The organism is Flavobacterium azizsancarii, from assembly GCF_027980145.1.
Taxonomy (GTDB): Bacteria; Bacteroidota; Bacteroidia; order Flavobacteriales; family Flavobacteriaceae; genus Flavobacterium; species Flavobacterium azizsancarii.
This window is the reverse complement of sequence record NZ_JAMZNK010000011.1, coordinates 42,511-60,138: the sequence shown is the minus strand read 5'-3', so window position 1 is coordinate 60,138 and position 17,628 is coordinate 42,511. Positions and strand designations below refer to the sequence as shown.

Here is a 17,628-nt window from a genome sequence, read left to right as displayed (position 1 = left end):
ACGTCCTATAAACTCTATTTATAAATGAAAATATTAGTTATACAGCAAAAAAGAATTGGCGATGTTCTCGTAAGCAGTATTTTATGTAATTCTCTTAAAAAACAATATCCGGATTCTGTTATAGATTTTATGTGTTATGCTCATTGCAAAGATGTTTTAATTGGCAATCCAAATATAGATTCTGTAATTATACTTCCGGAAAAAACCCGTAAATCGTATTTATCCTTATTTAAGTTTTTCTTTGAAATCAGATCTCAAAAATACGATGTATTAATTGACATTTACGGAAAATTAGAAACCAATCTAATTACCCTGTTTTCTGGTTCGAAAACTAAAATATCTTATTATAAATGGTACTCTGCCCTACTTTATAACCACAATATAAAGCGACTACAAAAAGAGGAACCTGCAAAATACGGACAAGCGATAGACAATCGGCTTTTATTATTAAATCCGCTAAAACTTGATGACAAAACAATAGACCCTCATCCAAAATTATTTGTAAGTCTAAAAGAAAACCAGGACACTACTGCCCTTTTTGCTGAGCATAAAATAAGCAGCGACAAAAAAATTGTAATGATCAGTTTATTAGGAAGCGAAAAATCAAAAACCTATCCTTCTGAATATATGGCAAGGGTTATCGACTTTGTAGCCGATAACAGAGACATTGATATTCTTTTTAATTATTTCCCCAGCCAAATTGAAGAGGCTAAAAAGATACTTGATTTATGCTCAAAAAGTACTCAGGAAAAAGTGTCATTTGACTTACTTGGTAATGATGTAAGATCATTTATTGCTATAATGGATCAGTGTGATTTTATCATAGGAAACGACGGAGGTGCTGTAAATATGGCAAAAGCACTGGGTAAACCTTCATTTACAATTTTCTCTCCACATGTTGATAAAAAAGATTGGGCTACTTTTGAAGATGGCTTACAAAACATCTCTGTACATCTCAGCGATTACAAACCTGAATCAATAAATGGACTTGCAACTAAAGAAATAAAAACAATTATATCTTCTTTGTACAACGAATTCAATCCTGAACTTTTTAAAGATAAACTTAACTTTTTCTTAAATCAGCATCAATAAAATGAAATAACTTAATTATTTTAGATCAAAATAATTACTATTATAAAATTAAGAAAGGCAGAATAGTTTTCTATCCTGCCTTTTCTATTTATTTCTTTTTATTTCTTTTTATTTCTTTTTATTTCTTTTTATTTCTTTTTTTGAAGTTTTAAAAGCTTTGCATATTTCATATAAGAAAAGAATGCCTGAATCATTGCAATTGACAATCCGTCTAAACCATTAAAGATACCTTTCTTGAAAAAATAGCAGCGAACAAAAGAAACTGTTCCGTTTAGAATAGGCTTAAAAGAATTTACTCTTCTATTATTATCAAATAATTGTTGTGCATGCCAACCGGAGTATTGATTTTTTTTAGCAATAATCTGATCTAAAGAATCCCAACCATAATGTAATATATGTACTGGTACTCTTTTCTCATTTTGTGATACTATTTTTTGATGCACTATTGCTTCTGAAGGATGAGCTGTTTGCTTATTAAAAAAACGAACTTTATGATCCGGATACCATCCTGAGAAATCAATTAGTTTATCAGCCAAAAAGTTTTTTACCCTAAAACTAAAAGCATCATGATTTCCTTCAAGGTATTTTTTGTTTACTATAAAATCTTCTGCATCTTTATCCAAAAACTCATCAGCATCAAGATTCAAAATCCAGTCATTTTTACAATACGGGATGCCATGTGTACGTTGTGGACCGTCTCCTAAAAAATCTTGCTGAAGAACTATTGCTCCTTTTGCTTTAGCAATTTCAACTGTACGATCCCGACTAAAAGAATCTACTATAATAACTTCGTTACAAATTTTCAGTAAAGCATCGATGCATTCTCCTATATTTTTTTCTTCGTTGTAAGTAATAACCAGGCCACTTATATCCATTGCAAAATTTTATGTATTGACTACAAAAATAATCCTTTTATTTAGTTTAATGTCATTAAAATCCCTCTTTTCATAAAATAGTTTGTAGTTTTGTGCTTAAAATTGAATTTAAAATAAATGAGAATATTAGTCATTCAGCAAAAAAGAATTGGAGACGTATTAACCAGTACAATAATCTGTAATAACTTAAAAACCAAGTTTCCTGACGCGGTGATAGACTATATGTGCTATCCAAATTCTGTCGATGTGCTGTTAGAAAATCCTAATATTGACAACATAATTCCGCTGTCAAATAAGATCCGAAAATCTTATCCTTCTTTATTCAAATTTATTTTTGAAATACGCAGAAAAAAATACAATGCCGTAATTGATGTATACTCGAAATTAGAAACCAACTTAATCACCGCATTTTCCGGGGCAAAATATAAAGTTTCATATCATAAATGGTATACCAAAATATTTTACAATTACACCTACGAACGTTTTGACGCTATCGCATCTGAACACGGACTTGCAATCGAAAACAGATTACTGCTTCTTAGGCCTTTTATTTCAGAAAAAATTACTGATGTAAAACCCAAAATATTCCTAAAAGAATCCGAAATTAACGAAGCAAAACAACTTTTAAAGAGCCATAATATAGATGCTGAAAAGCCGCTGATTATGTTTGGAATTTTAGGAAGTGAAGTTTACAAAACCTATCCATTAGAAGGAATGGCAAAAATTATTGATTTTACAGTAACCAAAACTAACGCCACTATAATCTTTAATTATATTCCGAATCAAAAAGAACAAGCTCTGGAAGTATATAATTATTGTTCTGAAGAAACCAAAAAACATATTGTGTTTGATTTATATTGTACTGAGCTAAGGCCGTTTTTAGCTTTACTTTCGCAATGCGAAATGTTGATAGGCAACGAAGGCGGAGCTGTAAATATGGCAAAAGCACTTGATATTCCTACTTTCTCAATATTTACTCCTTCGGTTAGAAAGGAAACATGGCAATTATTTGAAAATGAAGCAAAAAACGCTTCTATTCACTTAAAAGATTTAAAACCTGAAATATATGAACAACATACCGAGCAATATATCAAAGAGCATACTTTTGACTTTTATGCTGAATATCCTTTGCCTCTGATGCTCGAAAAATTAGAAACTTATTTCAAGGAATATAAAAACTAAAGCGTTCAGATTATTGGTACTGAAAGACAAATAAAAAAAGGATAAAAAACATTTTCACTTATGTTTTTTATCCTTTTTTTATTATTATTTTTTCCAGAATTTAAGTTTCTTCTTCAAACGTCTCTTTCTATAAAATTGCTCCTGAAAATCAGCAGTAAATTTCCATAAAGTATCATATGTTTTTTGCTCAGATTCTCCGTATAATTTAGAATACTCATTGCTCATTATTGCAACCATTTCCTTTAAAGGAGTTAAACGACACAAATTTTTCATTCTCATTTCAAAAGTCATCGACTTATGAAATACCATTCGGTTTAAATCGACCAAAAAGAATTTATAATTTCCATCGGCTTTCTTTTTAATCAGTGTATTTCCCGGTGAATGATCGAGAAACTCAATTCCTTTTTCGTGAAGTTCAAAACTAAATCTTGTAAATTGTCTTAATATATTCTCGTGATCCGGATAGTCCGGAATTTCTACCAATTCTCTATACGTTAATTCAGTAACTAAATGTTCGCTTGCATAATAACTGTCTCGCAAACCTAACCAATTAAAATTTTCAAGATATGCTATTGGCTGTGGTGTACCTATGCCTTTCTCTAACAAAATTGTAGCATATTCGAAAGATCGTCTTGCTTTAGATTTTCTAAAATAGTTATAGGCAATCTTATTTACTAAGTTGGGAATTTTAAATGATTTAATATTAATTGTTTTTCCATCAAAATCAAATAACTTTATAATATTACGTTGTCCATCGCCAAAAATAGTACCTGAATCACTAAACGATTCAATAATATTCTGAATAGACGAACTGCTTTTGATAAAAATGGGATTTACTTTAAAATTCATTTACTTTTTTTTTATAAACGACAAAAATACGCATAGAATACAACACTTCAAATTAATATTATCAATTCATAAGAATTTAACTGTAATAACTACACTAATTTACCGGATTTGGGGTTTATTTATTTTAACAGATCAAAACATATAATTCAGCAAAAAAACGCCTGACTTTCAACAAAAAAGAAGCTTATTCTTTTGTATCGACTGCAACAAATTAATACGAAACATATATGTTTCGTATTAAGACTTTCAGAAAGCAAAAAGGTTTAATCTCAAATAAAATAAATTTAAAATAATCTTATTTGATCCATAATATCGTTTTAGAAAAAGGTCTATAACTACTTATCTCTTATTTCTTTAATAAAATAAAAATGGGATAATAAGGCTCATAATCTATCAAAAACCAATGTTTCTCCATCATTTAAAAATGCCAAGTACTTCTGAAAAACATATACCAGGCGCCATTAACGAATTGTCTAACAAAGTCAATCTATTACTAAAATCACTCATCTATATTAGATAATTCTTAACTTGTATATCAATGACGTCGGGACATATAAATCTATCATCGCTATCCGGATCTGCGTATAAGATAATGAAAGCAAATATAATTGCTATTTATTTACTAATTTCGCCACAACTTTATAATAAAATATCAAATGAATATTACCTTAATAAGCCTCGATAATTGGGGACTCAATACAAATATTGCTTCAACTCTCGAGAAACAAGGTCATACTGTAAAGCATATCGATTTTAATGTTTTTAAGTATAAATATCCATCTGTATTACATAAAGCTTATAATTTTATACTAAAGGCGTTCTTTAAAACGAACTTAAAACACTTGCATTATGGAAAAGAAATTATAAAGCAATTACAAGAAAACAAAGAAATCCAGGATGTTATCCTGACTATAAAAGGGGATTTTATTGATCCTGAAAGCATTGTTGAATTTAAGAAATATACTAAAAAATCTGTAGGCTTTTTTAATGATAATATTTATCGTTGTCATAAAATCAAAAGAGTCTTACATTGCTTTGATGAAGTTTATTCGTTCGAAAAAGACGATTGCGAAAACTTTAATCTAAAATTTGCCCCTAACTGGATTTACAATAAAAATCTGCCTTTAAACGAGAATAATACTTTTGAGTTTGATGTTTTCAATATTAGCTCTATTGATAAAAGGTTACCTATATTAGAACGAATAGCAGCGGAATTAAAATCTAAAGAAATAAATTTTAAATTTATTATTTATGATAAAAAACACAAGCCAACAGATTCTACTATTACGTATATCAACAAACATATGCCTTTGTCTGAAGTCAACGATTATATAAACCGTTCAAAAGTATTATTAGACATCAACAGAATTGGTCAGATTGGCTTAACATTCAGGGTTTTTGAAAGTTTGGGGTTAGAAAAAAAATTAATTACAACGAATTCTGATATAAAAACTTACGATTTTTACAATCCTAATAACATCCTTATAATAGACGAAAAAAATCCTGTTATACCGGTAGATTTTTTCGAAAATGAATATGAGAAGATCCCTGATCACATTTTTTATAAATACACTTTAGAAGGTTGGGTCGATAACATTATTCTCAAAAAATAAGATTCTAAAAATAACTTCCCGCAATTAAATCTGCTGAAAAGTATTTTGCCGAATCATCGAATCTATTTAAGATTTCATTAATAATTTGTTCACTACAAAAACATCACTTTTACAATCATATTGTTTCAATTATATGTATCATTCAGTATGTTTGCAAAAAATTTAAATACCACTAAACTATTTTAAAAACAATGGTAGCATGGTGCTATTCAATCACATAAAAAATGAATTTTACCATTTACGTCTTTCTGCTTCCTATATTAGTTGTGCTGATTATATCTGTTTTACTTGTAAACAGGCTTATAAAAACTGATTTAAGTGAAATTCGATATCCTGAAATTGACGGATTGAGAGGATATTTAGCCTTTTTCGTTTTCTTGCATCACAGTTACATATGGCAGGTATTTTTAAAAACTAAAAACTGGGAAGATCCTGCATCGAACTTATTTAATCAATTTGGAGAAACGACTGTTGTTTTCTTTTTTATAATTACTGCCTTTTTATTTACTACTAAATTATTCAATAATAAAACTGGGGTAATCGATTGGTCAGACTATCTTAAATCAAGGTTTTTCAGACTTTTTCCAATGTATTTTTTCTCGGTAATTATCATCTTTTTTTTAGTTGCCTATTTGACCCAGTTTACAATAAGGGTTCCGTTTATCGAAAACTTAAAAAGTACACTTTCGTGGTTGTTTTTTAACGTGAGCAAAAATTCAAACCTAAACGGATTAGAAGATACCTTTATACTGAATTCCGGAATAACCTGGACATTACCTTACGAATGGACGTTTTACTTTTTGTTACCGCTTATTGCTTTATGGTTTAAAATAAAAGTAAATCTAAAAGCTGTATTGGCTTTTACGGCTGCGGCCGCAGTAATCATGATCATTAACAAATCGTCTTTGAGACATTTCATGCCTTTTGTAGGCGGTATAATTGTTGCCATCTTACTCAATACTAAAAAGTTTGAAGGGATCTTAAAGCAGAAAAAATATACTCTTCTGGCTATACTTCTATTATCAATTTCAGTCTACTTTTTCAATGGTGGCAGAAAACCAATTCAGATTGTAATATCATCCGTTGTATTTTTGATTATTGCTTCAGGAAATAACTTCTTTGGTATTTTATCAAGTGCTTTTTCACGCAAATTCGGACAAATAACATACAGTTTGTATCTGTTGCACGGTATTTTATTATTCATAATATTCTATTTTATAATTGGTCTTGAAAGAGCAAAAACACTAACTAATACTGAGTTTTGGCTTGTTATTACAGCTTCTGTTTTTCCTCTGATACTGATTTGTCAGCTTACTTTTAAGTATATCGAATTACCCTTGATGTCGATATCTAAGAGAAATAAAACAAAAAAAACATAACAGCTGATTATTTGATCGTGCGGTACAAATAATTCATCTTCTTTTTATTTATACCTTTGCAGCTTAAGCAAGCGTACAAAACAAGTATATAATTATAGAATGAACGAAGAAATTTTAAAAGCATACGAAGTCATCAAAGAGGGCGGAATTATACTTTATCCTACTGATACCGTTTGGGGAATTGGTTGCGATGCTACAAATCCTGAAGCTGTTGCCAAGATCTACAAACTCAAGCAACGTGCAGAAACACAAAGCATGATTGTACTGATGAACGGCGAGAAAATGATGTATAACGTGTTTAAAAACATCCCTGAAGTAGCCTGGCAGATTTTAGATCTATCTGAAAAACCTACAACTTTGATTCTGGATGAACCAAGAAATGTTGCTCCAAATATTATTGCAGCAGACAATTCACTTGGAATTCGTTTAGTAAAAGAGCCTTTTTGCTTTAAATTATTAGAGAGAATGAAAAAACCTTTGGTTTCAACTTCGGCTAATATTTCGGGACAGCCTACTCCTATTGCTTTCAAGGATATTAGTCCTGAAATCATTAAAGGCGTTGATTATGTGGTTAATCTATATCATGATAAAGTTGCAGGAAAGCCTTCAACAATCATAAAATTAACAAAGGACGCACAGGTTAAGGTGATTAGAAAATAGTTTTTTTTTCAGGTTTCAAGTTTCTGGTTAAATAACCTGAAACTTGAAGCTTTGAACCTAGTTAAACGCTTTTCAGGCTTTCAATTAGCCAATCTATATCTTCTTTTGTATTATAATGACTGAACGAAATTCTCAGGTTTGGTAATTTTAAATCTGTTTCTGAAAGCATTTCTTTTAAAACATGCGAAGGCTTTATACTTCCGGACTGACACGCACTTCCTCTTGAAACAGCGATTCCTTTCATATCTAAACTAAACAAAAGCATCGAAGTTTTATCAGCAGAAAAAGGTAAAATAATATTGATAATATTATAAAAATCATCTCTTTTACCATTGATTCTAAATCCCGGGAAATGAATTTCAAGCTGATCAATAAGATACATTTTCAACTCTGTTATATATATTCTTTCATGATCTAAATTCTCATACGAAAGAGATAAAGCTTTTGCCATTCCTGCAATCTGATGCACTGCTTCAGTTCCTGCGCGAAGTCCTTTTTCCTGTTCTCCACCAAAAATTAAGGGTTGTAATCCAGAATTTTTTCTAATAAAAGCGAATCCAGCTCCTTTTGGCCCATGAAATTTATGTGCGCTCGCAATAATAAAATCGACCGGGGTTTTCTGCAAATCAATTTCAGTTTTACCCACAGACTGAACGGTATCTGAATGAAATAAAACACCATATTGCTTACAGATTACACCAACCCTGTTCAGGTCTAAAATGGCTCCTGTTTCGTTATTTACATGCATCAGACTCACAATTGTCTTTTTTTCCTGAGCCAGTAAATTAGACAAATGGGTTAAATCGATACTTCCGTCGGGATTTATATTTACGTAATCAACCTGAACATTATATTCAGATTCCAGAACCAAAACAGTATGCAAAACAGCATGATGCTCTACTTTAGTGGTAATGATACGTTCTATTTTAAGATCTTCAACTGCAGAACGAAGTATCCAGTTATCAGCCTCAGTTCCTCCTGAAGTAAAAATAATTTCTTGTGCAGAACAATTTAGATATTTGGCTATACTCTTTCTGGAAAGCTCCAAAATAGTCTTTCCGTTTCTTCCAAAACTATGTGTAGAAGAAGGATTACCAAAATCTTCTGTCATAACTTTTGTCATTTCCTGAATAACTTCAGGACGCATAGCAGTTGTAGAGGCGTTATCGAGGTATACTTTTTTCATTATTGCAAAGTTATGAAATATCAATTGTCTATTCTTAAATATCATTTGCCAAATTTTTCACTATTTTTGACGTCAAATAAAATTACGATGAAAAAATATGCATGCCTTCTAGTATTCGCACTCTTATTAAACGGTTGCGATGACGGTGATTTAACAGTTGACACTATTGATTTTGATGACCCTACTATTTCATCTCAAACCTGCAATACATTAACGAACAGCTTAGTATACAGGCTTAAGAGTCAGGAATCTTTATTGATACAGTTACCGGACAATATGATTATAAACGACGTAACATTACCTGGAGCTCCAGTAATCTATAATATTGACAACAATTTATACCGTGTCGTTTACAGAGCTTATAACGGTAAAGTTGAGACAGCCAACATTTGTGGTACAATACCACCAACATCACCAAGTGTAACGGAAGAATGGCAAGCCAAAGCAGGAAAAATTGTAATTAGTACGACACAAAACGAAGTAATAGATGATGCTACAGGAAGTAGTAAAATTACAGGTTACACCCATAATATTGTTTTTAACAATATCACTTTTGCTAAACCATCCGGAATAGACCAGGTGAATGACGTATTTGATTTTGGAAATTTCGTAACAACAGTTACTCCGGTAGTCGTAGATTTTAGTGCTCAAACCGCTCAATATTGTCCCGATCAAAAGAAAGTTTATATCGAAAACACGACATCTTCTCTTGTTCTGGAAAACTTAAGTGACAATATAATTGTGAATGTAGATACCCCAACAGGAGAACCAAGAGAAAGTGCAATCAACTTAAACTCTTTTAATAAATTATATTACAGAACCTATGCCGGGGTATTGCCTGTAGATGCAAGTACTTACTTTTGTAACAGCCAAACACCTGCATCACCTGCTGTATTAGACACATGGTTTGGTAAGGACGGACTTGCTGATGTAAGTGGTATAATACAGGTAACTACCACTCATTCTCTTAAGGTATATAAACATACAATAGTGCTTAAAAAAGCAACATTACAAAAAGGAAATACTACTTTTAAACTAGGAGATAATTTCGTTTTAGGTACCGTAACTATTATACTGCCTTAGTAAAAAATAAAGCTTTTTATATTAGAAAAACCTTTTTTTATTCTTACAAAAAAAAACGTCCATTTTCAAACTAATCTTATTACAGAATTAGAAAGAAAACGGACGTTTTTTTTATGCACTAAAACAAACAGATTTAACGCTAAAAAATAACTTACTTATTGTTTTGTCTAAAATAAACTTCGGTTGCACCTAAGCCATATTTCTGATAATTGGCATCCTGAAAATCAATTCCGTCGTAACGACCCAATAAAAAATCAAGCTCGGATTTTAGAATTCCTTCACCAACACCATGAATAAAAACAATCTTGGGAATGCGATTTCGAATCGCAAATTCAATATGTCTTTTTGCCGTTTCAGTCTGTAAAGTCAGGATATCATAATTCGACATTCCGCGTTTATTTGGAACCAATTTTTCGATATGCAAATCAAATTCCGGAGCCGAAATTTCACGCTTATCTTTCTTTTCCTTAACAAAACTCCTTGGTTTTGGCTCTGTTTTCTCTCTCGAAATTTCATCTAAATCAATTCTTCTAATAGAATTCATTAAATTACTGGTTTCCTGATTTTTAATTAACTCGTTGACAAAAAATGTCATCATGAATCCATCTTCAGTTTCGATCAAAACCTCATTGTTTTTCACCGAAACTACTGTTCCGTTTATTGCTTCGTCTAAGACTGAAACTTTATCTCCTTTAGTCAGCATCTTGTTCCTCTTTATCTTGATTTTTACTCGGTGTTTTTGCACTCAACTGCATCATTCCATACATGAAAACTGCAATCGCAATTACCATAATATAGATATTTTTTTCTGCTGATACCTGCTGATATAACGCAACCGAAATTGCAAGGATCATTATTAAAATTTTAAAAGCTTTCATATTTTCATGTATAAGAATTCAAAAGTAAGAAACTTTAAAATAGAAGTTCATCACTCCTAAAATCTTATCCTCTCTTTTTTTTTAAAATTGCACAAAATGACAATACCGAATTAATCACAAAAAACAACCTTCTTCGAATTTAAAAACACGACCCGAAATCGAACATTAGAAACCTACTACCAACCTGATTTATTCTTACTTTTTAAAACAGTCTTTCGGATCAAATTCCAGTATCAATTTCATCGTTTATATTTTCATTTTCATGACTCTGTTTTTTTTTCAAGCATCACGAAAACATCATAAATGTACTTTTCTTTTTTCACCTCTTAAACCTTCTTTTTTATATCGGAAGGAGTTTTTTACAACACTTCGAAATCTGATTTTTCTGAGTTGAAAACCTTCTGAAATTATTTTTTAATCTGGTTCAGAATATCATTCATCATCTCGATTTGTACTTTCTGAATTTCGATTAATTCTTGTTGCTGATGCATGATCAAGTGATCAATTTTATCGTGAATCATTCTGATCTCTAATTCAGATTTCAGGTTGATCATATAATCTTTCTTGGCACGATTTCTATCTTTTTCTTCCTGACGATTTTGACTCATCATAATTACCGGAGCTTGCAAAGCAGCAATACAGGATAAAATTAAATTAAGCAAAATAAACGGATACGGATCAAAACCTTTATTGACCAAAATGTAAACATTGGCACCAATCCAGACTACGATAAAAAGTAAAAAGGAAATAATGAAAGTCCAGCTTCCGCCAAAGTCAGCAACTTTATCGGCTATCTTTTGACCAAAGCTTCTTAGTTCCTGCTCATCTTCGACAATACTCACTATTGATTTATCCTCTTTCAGAGAATCGATAACACTTTTTTCAAGATCAGAAAGCGTTCCGATTTCGGTAGACAAATAATTCGAAATGTATTTTTGACGGTATAGATTTAGCTCTTTTACTGCAATACAATCATCCTCGCTAAAAGAAGGATGGTCTTTAACAATAAGTCCCAGAATTGGGTCATGAATAGATTTGCCCCAAATTTTCTCCTTTTCAGGAAAAGAAAGATTAGATATAGCACTCTTAAAGGTCGAATTGTTTTTCATTTTTTTTTATAAATTTTACGGGCTAATTTACGCATTTAACTTCTTTAGAATCATATAAAAAATGTTCCTTTATATTTCTTTTATTTATCACAAATACAATTCTCAAAACAAAATTTCTTTATATAATTCGTGCCTTTATTTACAAAAAACGCATTACTTTTAACGTTTTAAAAAATCCACTCAATTATTCAATTGTGACAAAAGACACTATCATACAGAATATAAAAGCTCTAAAAAGCCATTCTAATATAAATTACGGTATCAAAACCAAAACTGAAGATTTTACCGAAAAGCTTTTTTATACCCTTTTTGATTCGAATGCAGCATTGGCTCCAAGTATTGACGAGCTCGAAATACGATTTAAAGAAATTGCTGTACTGGCTTGCAAAAAACCTGAAAACTTATGCGAATCGATCTGGGACCGGTTTTTAGAAAAGCTACCGGGAGTTTTAGAAAAACTAAATCAGGATGCTGAATATATTTTAGAAAACGATCCGGCATCAAATAGTATCGATGAAGTTTATTTGGGCTATCCCGGCTTTTATGCGATTGCGATTTATCGCTTAAGTCATGAATTGTATCATCTGGACTTATTATTGTTTTCGAGATTAATGAGCGAATATGCGCACAGAATTACGGGAACGGATATCCATGCGGGTGCAAATATTGATTCTCCGTTTTTTATTGACCACGCCACCGGAATTGTTATTGGTGAAACGACTGTGATCAAAAAACACGTAAAAATATATCAGGGCGTTACTTTGGGCGCTTTGAGTGTAAGCAAGGAAATGAAAAATGCAAAAAGACATCCAACCGTCGAAGCGAATGTTTGCATTTATGCGAACGCTACTATTCTGGGAGGTGAAACTATTATTGGCAAAAATAGTATTGTGGGAGGAAATGCCTGGGTAACCAAATCGATTCCTGAAGATTCTATCGTAACCAACACTACTACAACTGAAGTTAAAATAAAAGAAAAAAAATGAACGCACAGAAATTGCTAAACCTAATTGGAAATACTCCTTTGATGGAAACTGTCAATTTGGTTAAGAATAAAAATGTAAAACTTTTACTGAAGCTGGAAGGAAATAATCCGGGTGGAAGCGTAAAAGACAGAGCGGCATATAACATGATCGCTGCTGCTCTTGAAAGAGGTGATATTAAAAAAGGCGATAAACTTATTGAAGCCACAAGTGGCAATACGGGAATTGCTCTTGCAATGATCGCACAATTGTTTCAAATTGAGATCGAATTGGTATTACCGGAAGATTCTACAAAAGAAAGAACTCAAACTATGCGAGCTTATGGCGCTACAGTGATTTTAACACCCGCTAGCGAAGGAATTATTGGTTCACGTGACTATGCCGACAAAAAGGTAGCAGAAGGCGGTTATATCATGCTAAATCAATTTGCAAATGATGATAACTGGAAAGCGCATTACAAAACCACCGGTCCTGAAATCTGGAACGATACTGACGGAACTGTAACTCACTTTGTTTCGGCTATGGGCACAACGGGAACTATCATTGGAACTTCGACTTATTTGAAAGAAAAAAATCCTGCAATTCAGATTATAGGTGCGCAACCAAGCGACGGTTCTCAGATTCCGGGAATCCGTAAATGGCCACAAGAATATTTACCTAAAATATTTGATGCTTCAAAAGTAGACACGGTTGTAGATATAAGCGAAGAGGAAGCGCGTGTTATGACAAAACGATTAGCTCTCGAAGAAGGTGTTTTTGCAGGAATGAGCAGCGGAGGTTCTGTTGCTGTTGCCTTAAAAATTGCAGAACAATTAGAATCCGGAGTTATCGTAGCAATTATTTGTGATCGTGGCGATCGTTATTTATCATCGGATTTATTTGATTAAAGAATAAAGACACTAAGGTTCTGAGTTACTAAGTTGCTAAGATTTGTTTAGAGAATATCTTAAAAAAACTTAGTAACTCAGAACCTTATCAACTTAGCACCTCAAAAAAATGAACTATAGAAAACTAGGAAAAACGAATTTTAATATCTCTGAAATCTCACTTGGAACCTGGCAAGTTGGAGGAAAATGGGGATCAGGATTTAATGATAAAACTGCAGATGAACTGATAAATACTGCAATTGACAACGGTGTGAATTTTATTGACACTGCCGATGTTTATGAAAACGGATTGAGCGAAACTGCTGTTGGACGTGTAGTGCGTTCAAGATCGGAACGTATTTATGTTGCTACAAAATGCGGCCGACATATAAATCCTCATGTGAGTGAAGGCTATCAGCCAAAAGTACTTCAGAAATTCGTTGAAGACAGTTTGAAAAGAATGGGATTAGAAACTATAGATTTAATTCAGCTGCACTGTCCTCCTACTGAAGTTTTTTACCGACCTGAAATTTTTGAACTTTTTGATCGATTAAAAGATCAGGGGAAAATCCTGAATCTGGGTGTTAGTGTCGAAAAAGTCGAAGAAGCGCTAAAAGCAATTGAATTTTCGAATGTAACTACGGTTCAGATTATTTTTAATCTGTTTCGCCAACGTCCTTCTGAATTATTTTTCTCTGAGGCCAGAAAGAAAGATATCGGGATTATTGCGAGAGTACCTTTAGCAAGCGGTCTTTTGACTGGTAAATTTGATGCAAAGACAACTTTTGACACACAAGATCACCGTAATTTTAATCGTAACGGAGATGCTTTTGATAAAGGCGAAACTTTTTCAGGCATCGATTACGAATTGGGATTAAAAGCGGTTGAAAAACTAAAGGCTTTATTTCCCGAAACAACTAACCTGGCGCCTATCGCACTACAATGGATTTTGAGTTTTAAAGATATCAGCTGCATCATTCCGGGGGCTTCAACAGCTAATCATGTTCTGTCTAACTTATCTGTTTATGACTTTCCTGAATTAACTCCTGAGAAAATTTCGGCAATGAATAAAATTTATGAAGAGTATATAAAACCTTCTGTACATCAGTTATGGTAACTTAAAAGGTACTAAGATTCTAAGGTGCTGAGGTTCTAAGTTTTTTTTGAATCTCAGCACTTTTTTTTATAACAAACTAAAAGATTTGAAATTTCTATTTCACAAGTCTTAAATTATAATTTACAATTCATCAAGCTTCAAACTCAATTCTAAATTCGGCACCTTTATTTCTACCTTCGCTGGTTGCATTAAGAGTTCCTTTATTTTTTTCGATGATTTTTTTACACAAATACAATCCAATTCCTGTCGAGGATTCATTTGCGGTTCCTAATCGGCTCATTTTTGTAAACTTCTTGAACAATTCATCAATCTGACTTTTATCAAAGCCAATTCCTGTATCAGTTACCGTTATGACAAATTTTGAATTATCATTATAAATTCTAACCTTAATTTCGCTATCAAAATAAGAGAATTTAATAGCATTACTTATTAAATTGACTATAACCTGAATCAACAAACCTTCATCAATTCTAAGTTTAGCTTCAGTAAGTCCTAAATCTAAACTCAATTTTATATTTTTATCTACCAAACGCTGTTCTACCTGTTCGTTAATAAAAGGTAAAATACCGGGAAATAAAATCGTTCTTAGTTCCAGATTTCCTTTTACAACACGATCCTGCTCTTGCAGTAATTTGATAAAATTTTCGATATATCGAAATTGCAAATTAGTCGATTCACGAATTAACTCTGCCAATTGGCGTATCGATTCAGAAGGATTTTCGGTTATAATTAAATTAGCCAAACCTTGCGGATTTCCTGCAAAATTTTTTAAATCGTGCGAAAGCATGTAAATCAAATCCTGCTTTTCGTTTATAAAACTTTCAGCTTCATAAATAGATTCCTGAATATTAGCCATTAACAAACCGGCTTCATCACTATATTCAGTTGGCAAAACAGATAATTTTCTATTATTTCTATAATCGTCTAATGCTTTCGATGCAATTGATATTGGCTTAATCAATTGATTGAGCACTATTAGCGTTAGTACGGTAGCCAGCAAAGTCATTATTAATGAGAAAACCAATATTGAAGTAGGCGAAACACTGTGATTGTAATAAAGCACAAAAAATAAAATTCCGATCAAAGGGATATGTATACCAACAAAGGCAACAAATAAAAACTTGAACGCATAACTTTTTTTCAAAAAGCCAATTTGTGAAAGATTATGATACAACTTCATAAAAAACAACAATAATCTAGGTTAAAAAAAGGAGGATTTGGGCAAATTGTTAAAAACAAAGTTAACTTTTAAAGTCAATTAAAATAATAAATTAAACAATTTGATAAAATATTTTGAAATTTAAATTTGAAAAAGTTTACAAACACTTATTTTTGCGCTATGGGAAGAAAAAATACAGACAAAGTTGTCTTTCATCAAATTCAAGTTCTTGATGCCGGGGCAAAAGGAGTATCAGTAGCAAAGGCTCCTGACGGAAAAGTAATCTTTATACCGAACGTGGTTCCGGGTGATGTAGTTGACGTACAAACTTTCAAAAAAAGGAAAGCCTACTATGAAGGTAAAGCCGTAAAATTTCATGAATTATCAGAGCATCGCATTGAACCTATTTGCGATCATTTTGGAGTTTGTGGTGGATGTAAATGGCAAAATATGAAATACAGCCAACAGCTGTATTACAAACAAAACGAGGTAAAAAATCATTTACAGCGTATAGGAAAAGTTGAACTTCCTGAATTCGAAACTATTTTGGGTTCAGAAAAACAGTTTTTCTACAGAAATAAAATGGAATTTTCGTTTTCTAACAGTCGTTGGTTAACTGAAAAAGAAATTGAAAGCACTGAAGATTTAGGAAACAGAAATGCGTTAGGTTTTCATATCCCTAAGATGTGGGACAAAATCCTTGACATTCAAAAATGTTACTTACAGGAAGATCCATCTAATGCAATCAGAAACGAAATCAGGGATTTTGCTAACGAACATAATTTAGCTTTTTTTAATCCAAGAGAACAATCTGGCTTATTAAGAACTTTTATGATTCGTACAGCTTCGACTGGCGAAATCATGGTTTTGATTCAGTTTTACGAAAATGACAAGAAAAATCGTGAGCTTCTTTTAGATCATCTTTACGAGAAGTTCCCTCAAATTACTTCACTACAATATGTCGTAAACTCAAAACAAAACGATACTATCTACGATCAAAATATTAAGCTGTACAAAGGCAGGGATTATATCCTTGAAGAAATGGAAGGTTTAAAATTTAGCATCAACGCTAAATCTTTTTACCAAACCAACTCTGACCAAGCTTACGAATTATACAAAATAACACGTGATTTTGCAGGACTTACCGGAGACGAAACTGTTTATGACTTATATACAGGAACTGGAACAATTGCACAGTTTGTTTCTAAAAAAGCAAAAAAAGTAATTGGTGTAGAAAGTGTACCTGAAGCTATTTTAGACGCTAAAGCAAATGCAGAACGCAATAATATAACGAATTGTGAGTTTTTTGTAGGTGATATGAAAGTCGTTTTTAACGAAAGCTTCATTGCAGAACACGGAAAACCGGATGTTATTATTACAGATCCTCCAAGAGATGGTATGCATGCGGCAGTTATCGATCAAATTCTAAAAATCGCACCTAAAAAAGTAGTTTATGTAAGTTGTAATTCAGCTACACAAGCACGTGATTTGGCTTTAATGGACGAAAAATATAAGGTAACACGTGTAAGACCTGTTGATATGTTTCCACAAACGCATCATGTCGAAAATGTTGTACTTTTAGAACTTCGCTAATAAA

Annotated in this window: 17 protein-coding genes; 10 read left to right on the top strand and 7 right to left on the bottom strand. The window is 32.1% G+C overall.

The genetic code is table 11. The annotated features are described in order from the left end of the window. Positions 1-24 precede the first annotated feature (24 nt). A complete protein-coding gene (locus NJT12_RS09165) occupies positions 25-1,092 on the top strand; it encodes a glycosyltransferase family 9 protein (RefSeq protein WP_271335590.1) in 1,068 nt (355 codons plus the stop codon). Between the two features lie 128 nt (positions 1,093-1,220). Here NJT12_RS09165 and NJT12_RS09160 read toward each other — a convergent pair whose 3' ends face one another. After that, entirely contained in the window at positions 1,221-1,967 is a 747-nt protein-coding gene (locus NJT12_RS09160; RefSeq protein ID WP_271335589.1) for a glycosyltransferase family 2 protein, read from the bottom strand. A gap of 117 nt (positions 1,968-2,084) precedes the next feature. Between NJT12_RS09160 and NJT12_RS09155 the strand changes: the two genes are divergently transcribed. Further along, a complete protein-coding gene (locus NJT12_RS09155) occupies positions 2,085-3,149 on the top strand; it encodes a glycosyltransferase family 9 protein (RefSeq protein ID WP_271335588.1) in 1,065 nt (354 codons plus the stop codon). An 84-nt stretch (positions 3,150-3,233) separates the two neighbouring features. On the opposite strand, the gene NJT12_RS09150 is transcribed toward NJT12_RS09155, so the two are convergent. Then, positions 3,234-3,998 (bottom strand): Kdo domain containing protein, encoded by a 765-nt coding sequence (locus NJT12_RS09150; protein WP_271335587.1) that lies wholly within the window; start codon positions 3,996-3,998, stop codon positions 3,234-3,236. 656 nt (positions 3,999-4,654) lie between these two features. On the opposite strand from NJT12_RS09150, the gene NJT12_RS09145 reads away from it, so the two are divergent. The 3 genes from NJT12_RS09145 to NJT12_RS09135 all read left to right on the top strand — a co-directional run bounded on the left by NJT12_RS09145 (position 4,655) and on the right by NJT12_RS09135 (position 7,650). Further along, positions 4,655-5,611 (top strand): WaaS/CpsH family glycosyltransferase, encoded by a 957-nt coding sequence (locus NJT12_RS09145; RefSeq protein ID WP_271335586.1) that lies wholly within the window; start codon positions 4,655-4,657, stop codon positions 5,609-5,611. Between the two features lie 224 nt (positions 5,612-5,835). After that, entirely contained in the window at positions 5,836-6,990 is a 1,155-nt protein-coding gene (locus NJT12_RS09140) for an acyltransferase family protein (RefSeq protein ID WP_271335585.1), read from the top strand. A gap of 99 nt (positions 6,991-7,089) precedes the next feature. Next, positions 7,090-7,650 (top strand): L-threonylcarbamoyladenylate synthase, encoded by a 561-nt coding sequence (locus NJT12_RS09135; protein ID WP_271335584.1) that lies wholly within the window; start codon positions 7,090-7,092, stop codon positions 7,648-7,650. Between the two features lie 61 nt (positions 7,651-7,711). On the opposite strand, the gene NJT12_RS09130 is transcribed toward NJT12_RS09135, so the two are convergent. Next, positions 7,712-8,836 (bottom strand): cysteine desulfurase family protein, encoded by a 1,125-nt coding sequence (locus tag NJT12_RS09130; RefSeq protein ID WP_271335583.1) that lies wholly within the window; start codon positions 8,834-8,836, stop codon positions 7,712-7,714. 87 nt (positions 8,837-8,923) lie between these two features. On the opposite strand from NJT12_RS09130, the gene NJT12_RS09125 reads away from it, so the two are divergent. Then, positions 8,924-9,919: a hypothetical protein gene (locus tag NJT12_RS09125; RefSeq protein ID WP_271335582.1), complete on the top strand. Its 996-nt coding sequence runs from the start codon at positions 8,924-8,926 to the stop codon at positions 9,917-9,919. 151 nt (positions 9,920-10,070) lie between these two features. Here NJT12_RS09125 and NJT12_RS09120 read toward each other — a convergent pair whose 3' ends face one another. The 3 genes from NJT12_RS09120 to NJT12_RS09110 all read right to left on the bottom strand — a co-directional run bounded on the left by NJT12_RS09120 (position 10,071) and on the right by NJT12_RS09110 (position 11,906). Continuing rightward, entirely contained in the window at positions 10,071-10,622 is a 552-nt protein-coding gene (locus NJT12_RS09120) for a Smr/MutS family protein (RefSeq protein ID WP_271335581.1), read from the bottom strand. Then, positions 10,612-10,797, bottom strand: coding sequence for a hypothetical protein (locus NJT12_RS09115; protein WP_271335580.1), 186 nt, complete (start codon positions 10,795-10,797; stop codon positions 10,612-10,614). Before NJT12_RS09115 ends, NJT12_RS09120 begins: the two co-directional genes overlap by 11 nt. Before the next feature lie 407 nt (positions 10,798-11,204). Then, positions 11,205-11,906 carry a DUF1003 domain-containing protein gene (locus tag NJT12_RS09110; RefSeq protein WP_271335579.1) on the bottom strand — a complete coding sequence of 234 codons (702 nt, stop codon included), beginning with the start codon at positions 11,904-11,906 and terminating at the stop codon, positions 11,205-11,207. A gap of 194 nt (positions 11,907-12,100) precedes the next feature. Between NJT12_RS09110 and epsC the strand changes: the two genes are divergently transcribed. The 3 genes from epsC to NJT12_RS09095 all read left to right on the top strand — a co-directional run bounded on the left by epsC (position 12,101) and on the right by NJT12_RS09095 (position 14,872). Beyond that, on the top strand, positions 12,101-12,892 hold the full coding sequence (epsC, locus tag NJT12_RS09105) for a serine O-acetyltransferase EpsC (protein ID WP_271335578.1): 792 nt from the start codon (positions 12,101-12,103) through the stop codon (positions 12,890-12,892). Further along, a complete protein-coding gene (gene cysM / locus NJT12_RS09100) occupies positions 12,889-13,776 on the top strand; it encodes a cysteine synthase CysM (RefSeq protein ID WP_271335577.1) in 888 nt (295 codons plus the stop codon). The genes epsC and cysM overlap by 4 nt, the downstream gene beginning before the upstream one ends. Before the next feature lie 109 nt (positions 13,777-13,885). Then, positions 13,886-14,872, top strand: a complete 987-nt coding sequence (locus NJT12_RS09095; protein ID WP_271335576.1) for an aldo/keto reductase — start codon at positions 13,886-13,888, stop codon at positions 14,870-14,872. A 130-nt stretch (positions 14,873-15,002) separates the two neighbouring features. Here the strand turns inward: NJT12_RS09095 and NJT12_RS09090 are convergent, their stop codons facing one another. Further along, positions 15,003-16,016, bottom strand: a complete 1,014-nt coding sequence (locus tag NJT12_RS09090) for a sensor histidine kinase (RefSeq protein ID WP_271335575.1) — start codon at positions 16,014-16,016, stop codon at positions 15,003-15,005. Between the two features lie 195 nt (positions 16,017-16,211). On the opposite strand from NJT12_RS09090, the gene rlmD reads away from it, so the two are divergent. Continuing rightward, positions 16,212-17,624, top strand: a complete 1,413-nt coding sequence (gene rlmD, locus NJT12_RS09085) for a 23S rRNA (uracil(1939)-C(5))-methyltransferase RlmD (protein WP_271335663.1) — start codon at positions 16,212-16,214, stop codon at positions 17,622-17,624. The last annotated feature ends 4 nt before the right edge of the window (positions 17,625-17,628 follow it).

Excerpts from the sequence above, each read along its gene's own strand:
- NJT12_RS09135 (WP_271335584.1), top strand. The coding sequence starts at position 7,090 with ATGAACGAAGAAATTTTAAAAGCATACGAAGTCATCAAAGAGGGCGGA.
- NJT12_RS09165 (WP_271335590.1), top strand. The coding sequence starts at position 25 with ATGAAAATATTAGTTATACAGCAAAAAAGAATTGGCGATGTTCTCGTA.
- NJT12_RS09150 (WP_271335587.1), bottom strand. The coding sequence starts at position 3,998 with ATGAATTTTAAAGTAAATCCCATTTTTATCAAAAGCAGTTCGTCTATT.
- rlmD (WP_271335663.1), top strand. The coding sequence starts at position 16,212 with ATGGGAAGAAAAAATACAGACAAAGTTGTCTTTCATCAAATTCAAGTT.
- cysM (WP_271335577.1), top strand. The coding sequence starts at position 12,889 with ATGAACGCACAGAAATTGCTAAACCTAATTGGAAATACTCCTTTGATG.
- NJT12_RS09095 (WP_271335576.1), top strand. The coding sequence starts at position 13,886 with ATGAACTATAGAAAACTAGGAAAAACGAATTTTAATATCTCTGAAATC.
- NJT12_RS09120 (WP_271335581.1), bottom strand. The coding sequence starts at position 10,622 with ATGCTGACTAAAGGAGATAAAGTTTCAGTCTTAGACGAAGCAATAAAC.
- NJT12_RS09125 (WP_271335582.1), top strand. The coding sequence starts at position 8,924 with ATGAAAAAATATGCATGCCTTCTAGTATTCGCACTCTTATTAAACGGT.
- NJT12_RS09160 (WP_271335589.1), bottom strand. The coding sequence starts at position 1,967 with ATGGATATAAGTGGCCTGGTTATTACTTACAACGAAGAAAAAAATATA.
- NJT12_RS09155 (WP_271335588.1), top strand. The coding sequence starts at position 2,085 with ATGAGAATATTAGTCATTCAGCAAAAAAGAATTGGAGACGTATTAACC.
- NJT12_RS09130 (WP_271335583.1), bottom strand. The coding sequence starts at position 8,836 with ATGAAAAAAGTATACCTCGATAACGCCTCTACAACTGCTATGCGTCCT.
- NJT12_RS09110 (WP_271335579.1), bottom strand. The coding sequence starts at position 11,906 with ATGAAAAACAATTCGACCTTTAAGAGTGCTATATCTAATCTTTCTTTT.
- NJT12_RS09115 (WP_271335580.1), bottom strand. The coding sequence starts at position 10,797 with ATGAAAGCTTTTAAAATTTTAATAATGATCCTTGCAATTTCGGTTGCG.
- NJT12_RS09145 (WP_271335586.1), top strand. The coding sequence starts at position 4,655 with ATGAATATTACCTTAATAAGCCTCGATAATTGGGGACTCAATACAAAT.
- NJT12_RS09140 (WP_271335585.1), top strand. The coding sequence starts at position 5,836 with ATGAATTTTACCATTTACGTCTTTCTGCTTCCTATATTAGTTGTGCTG.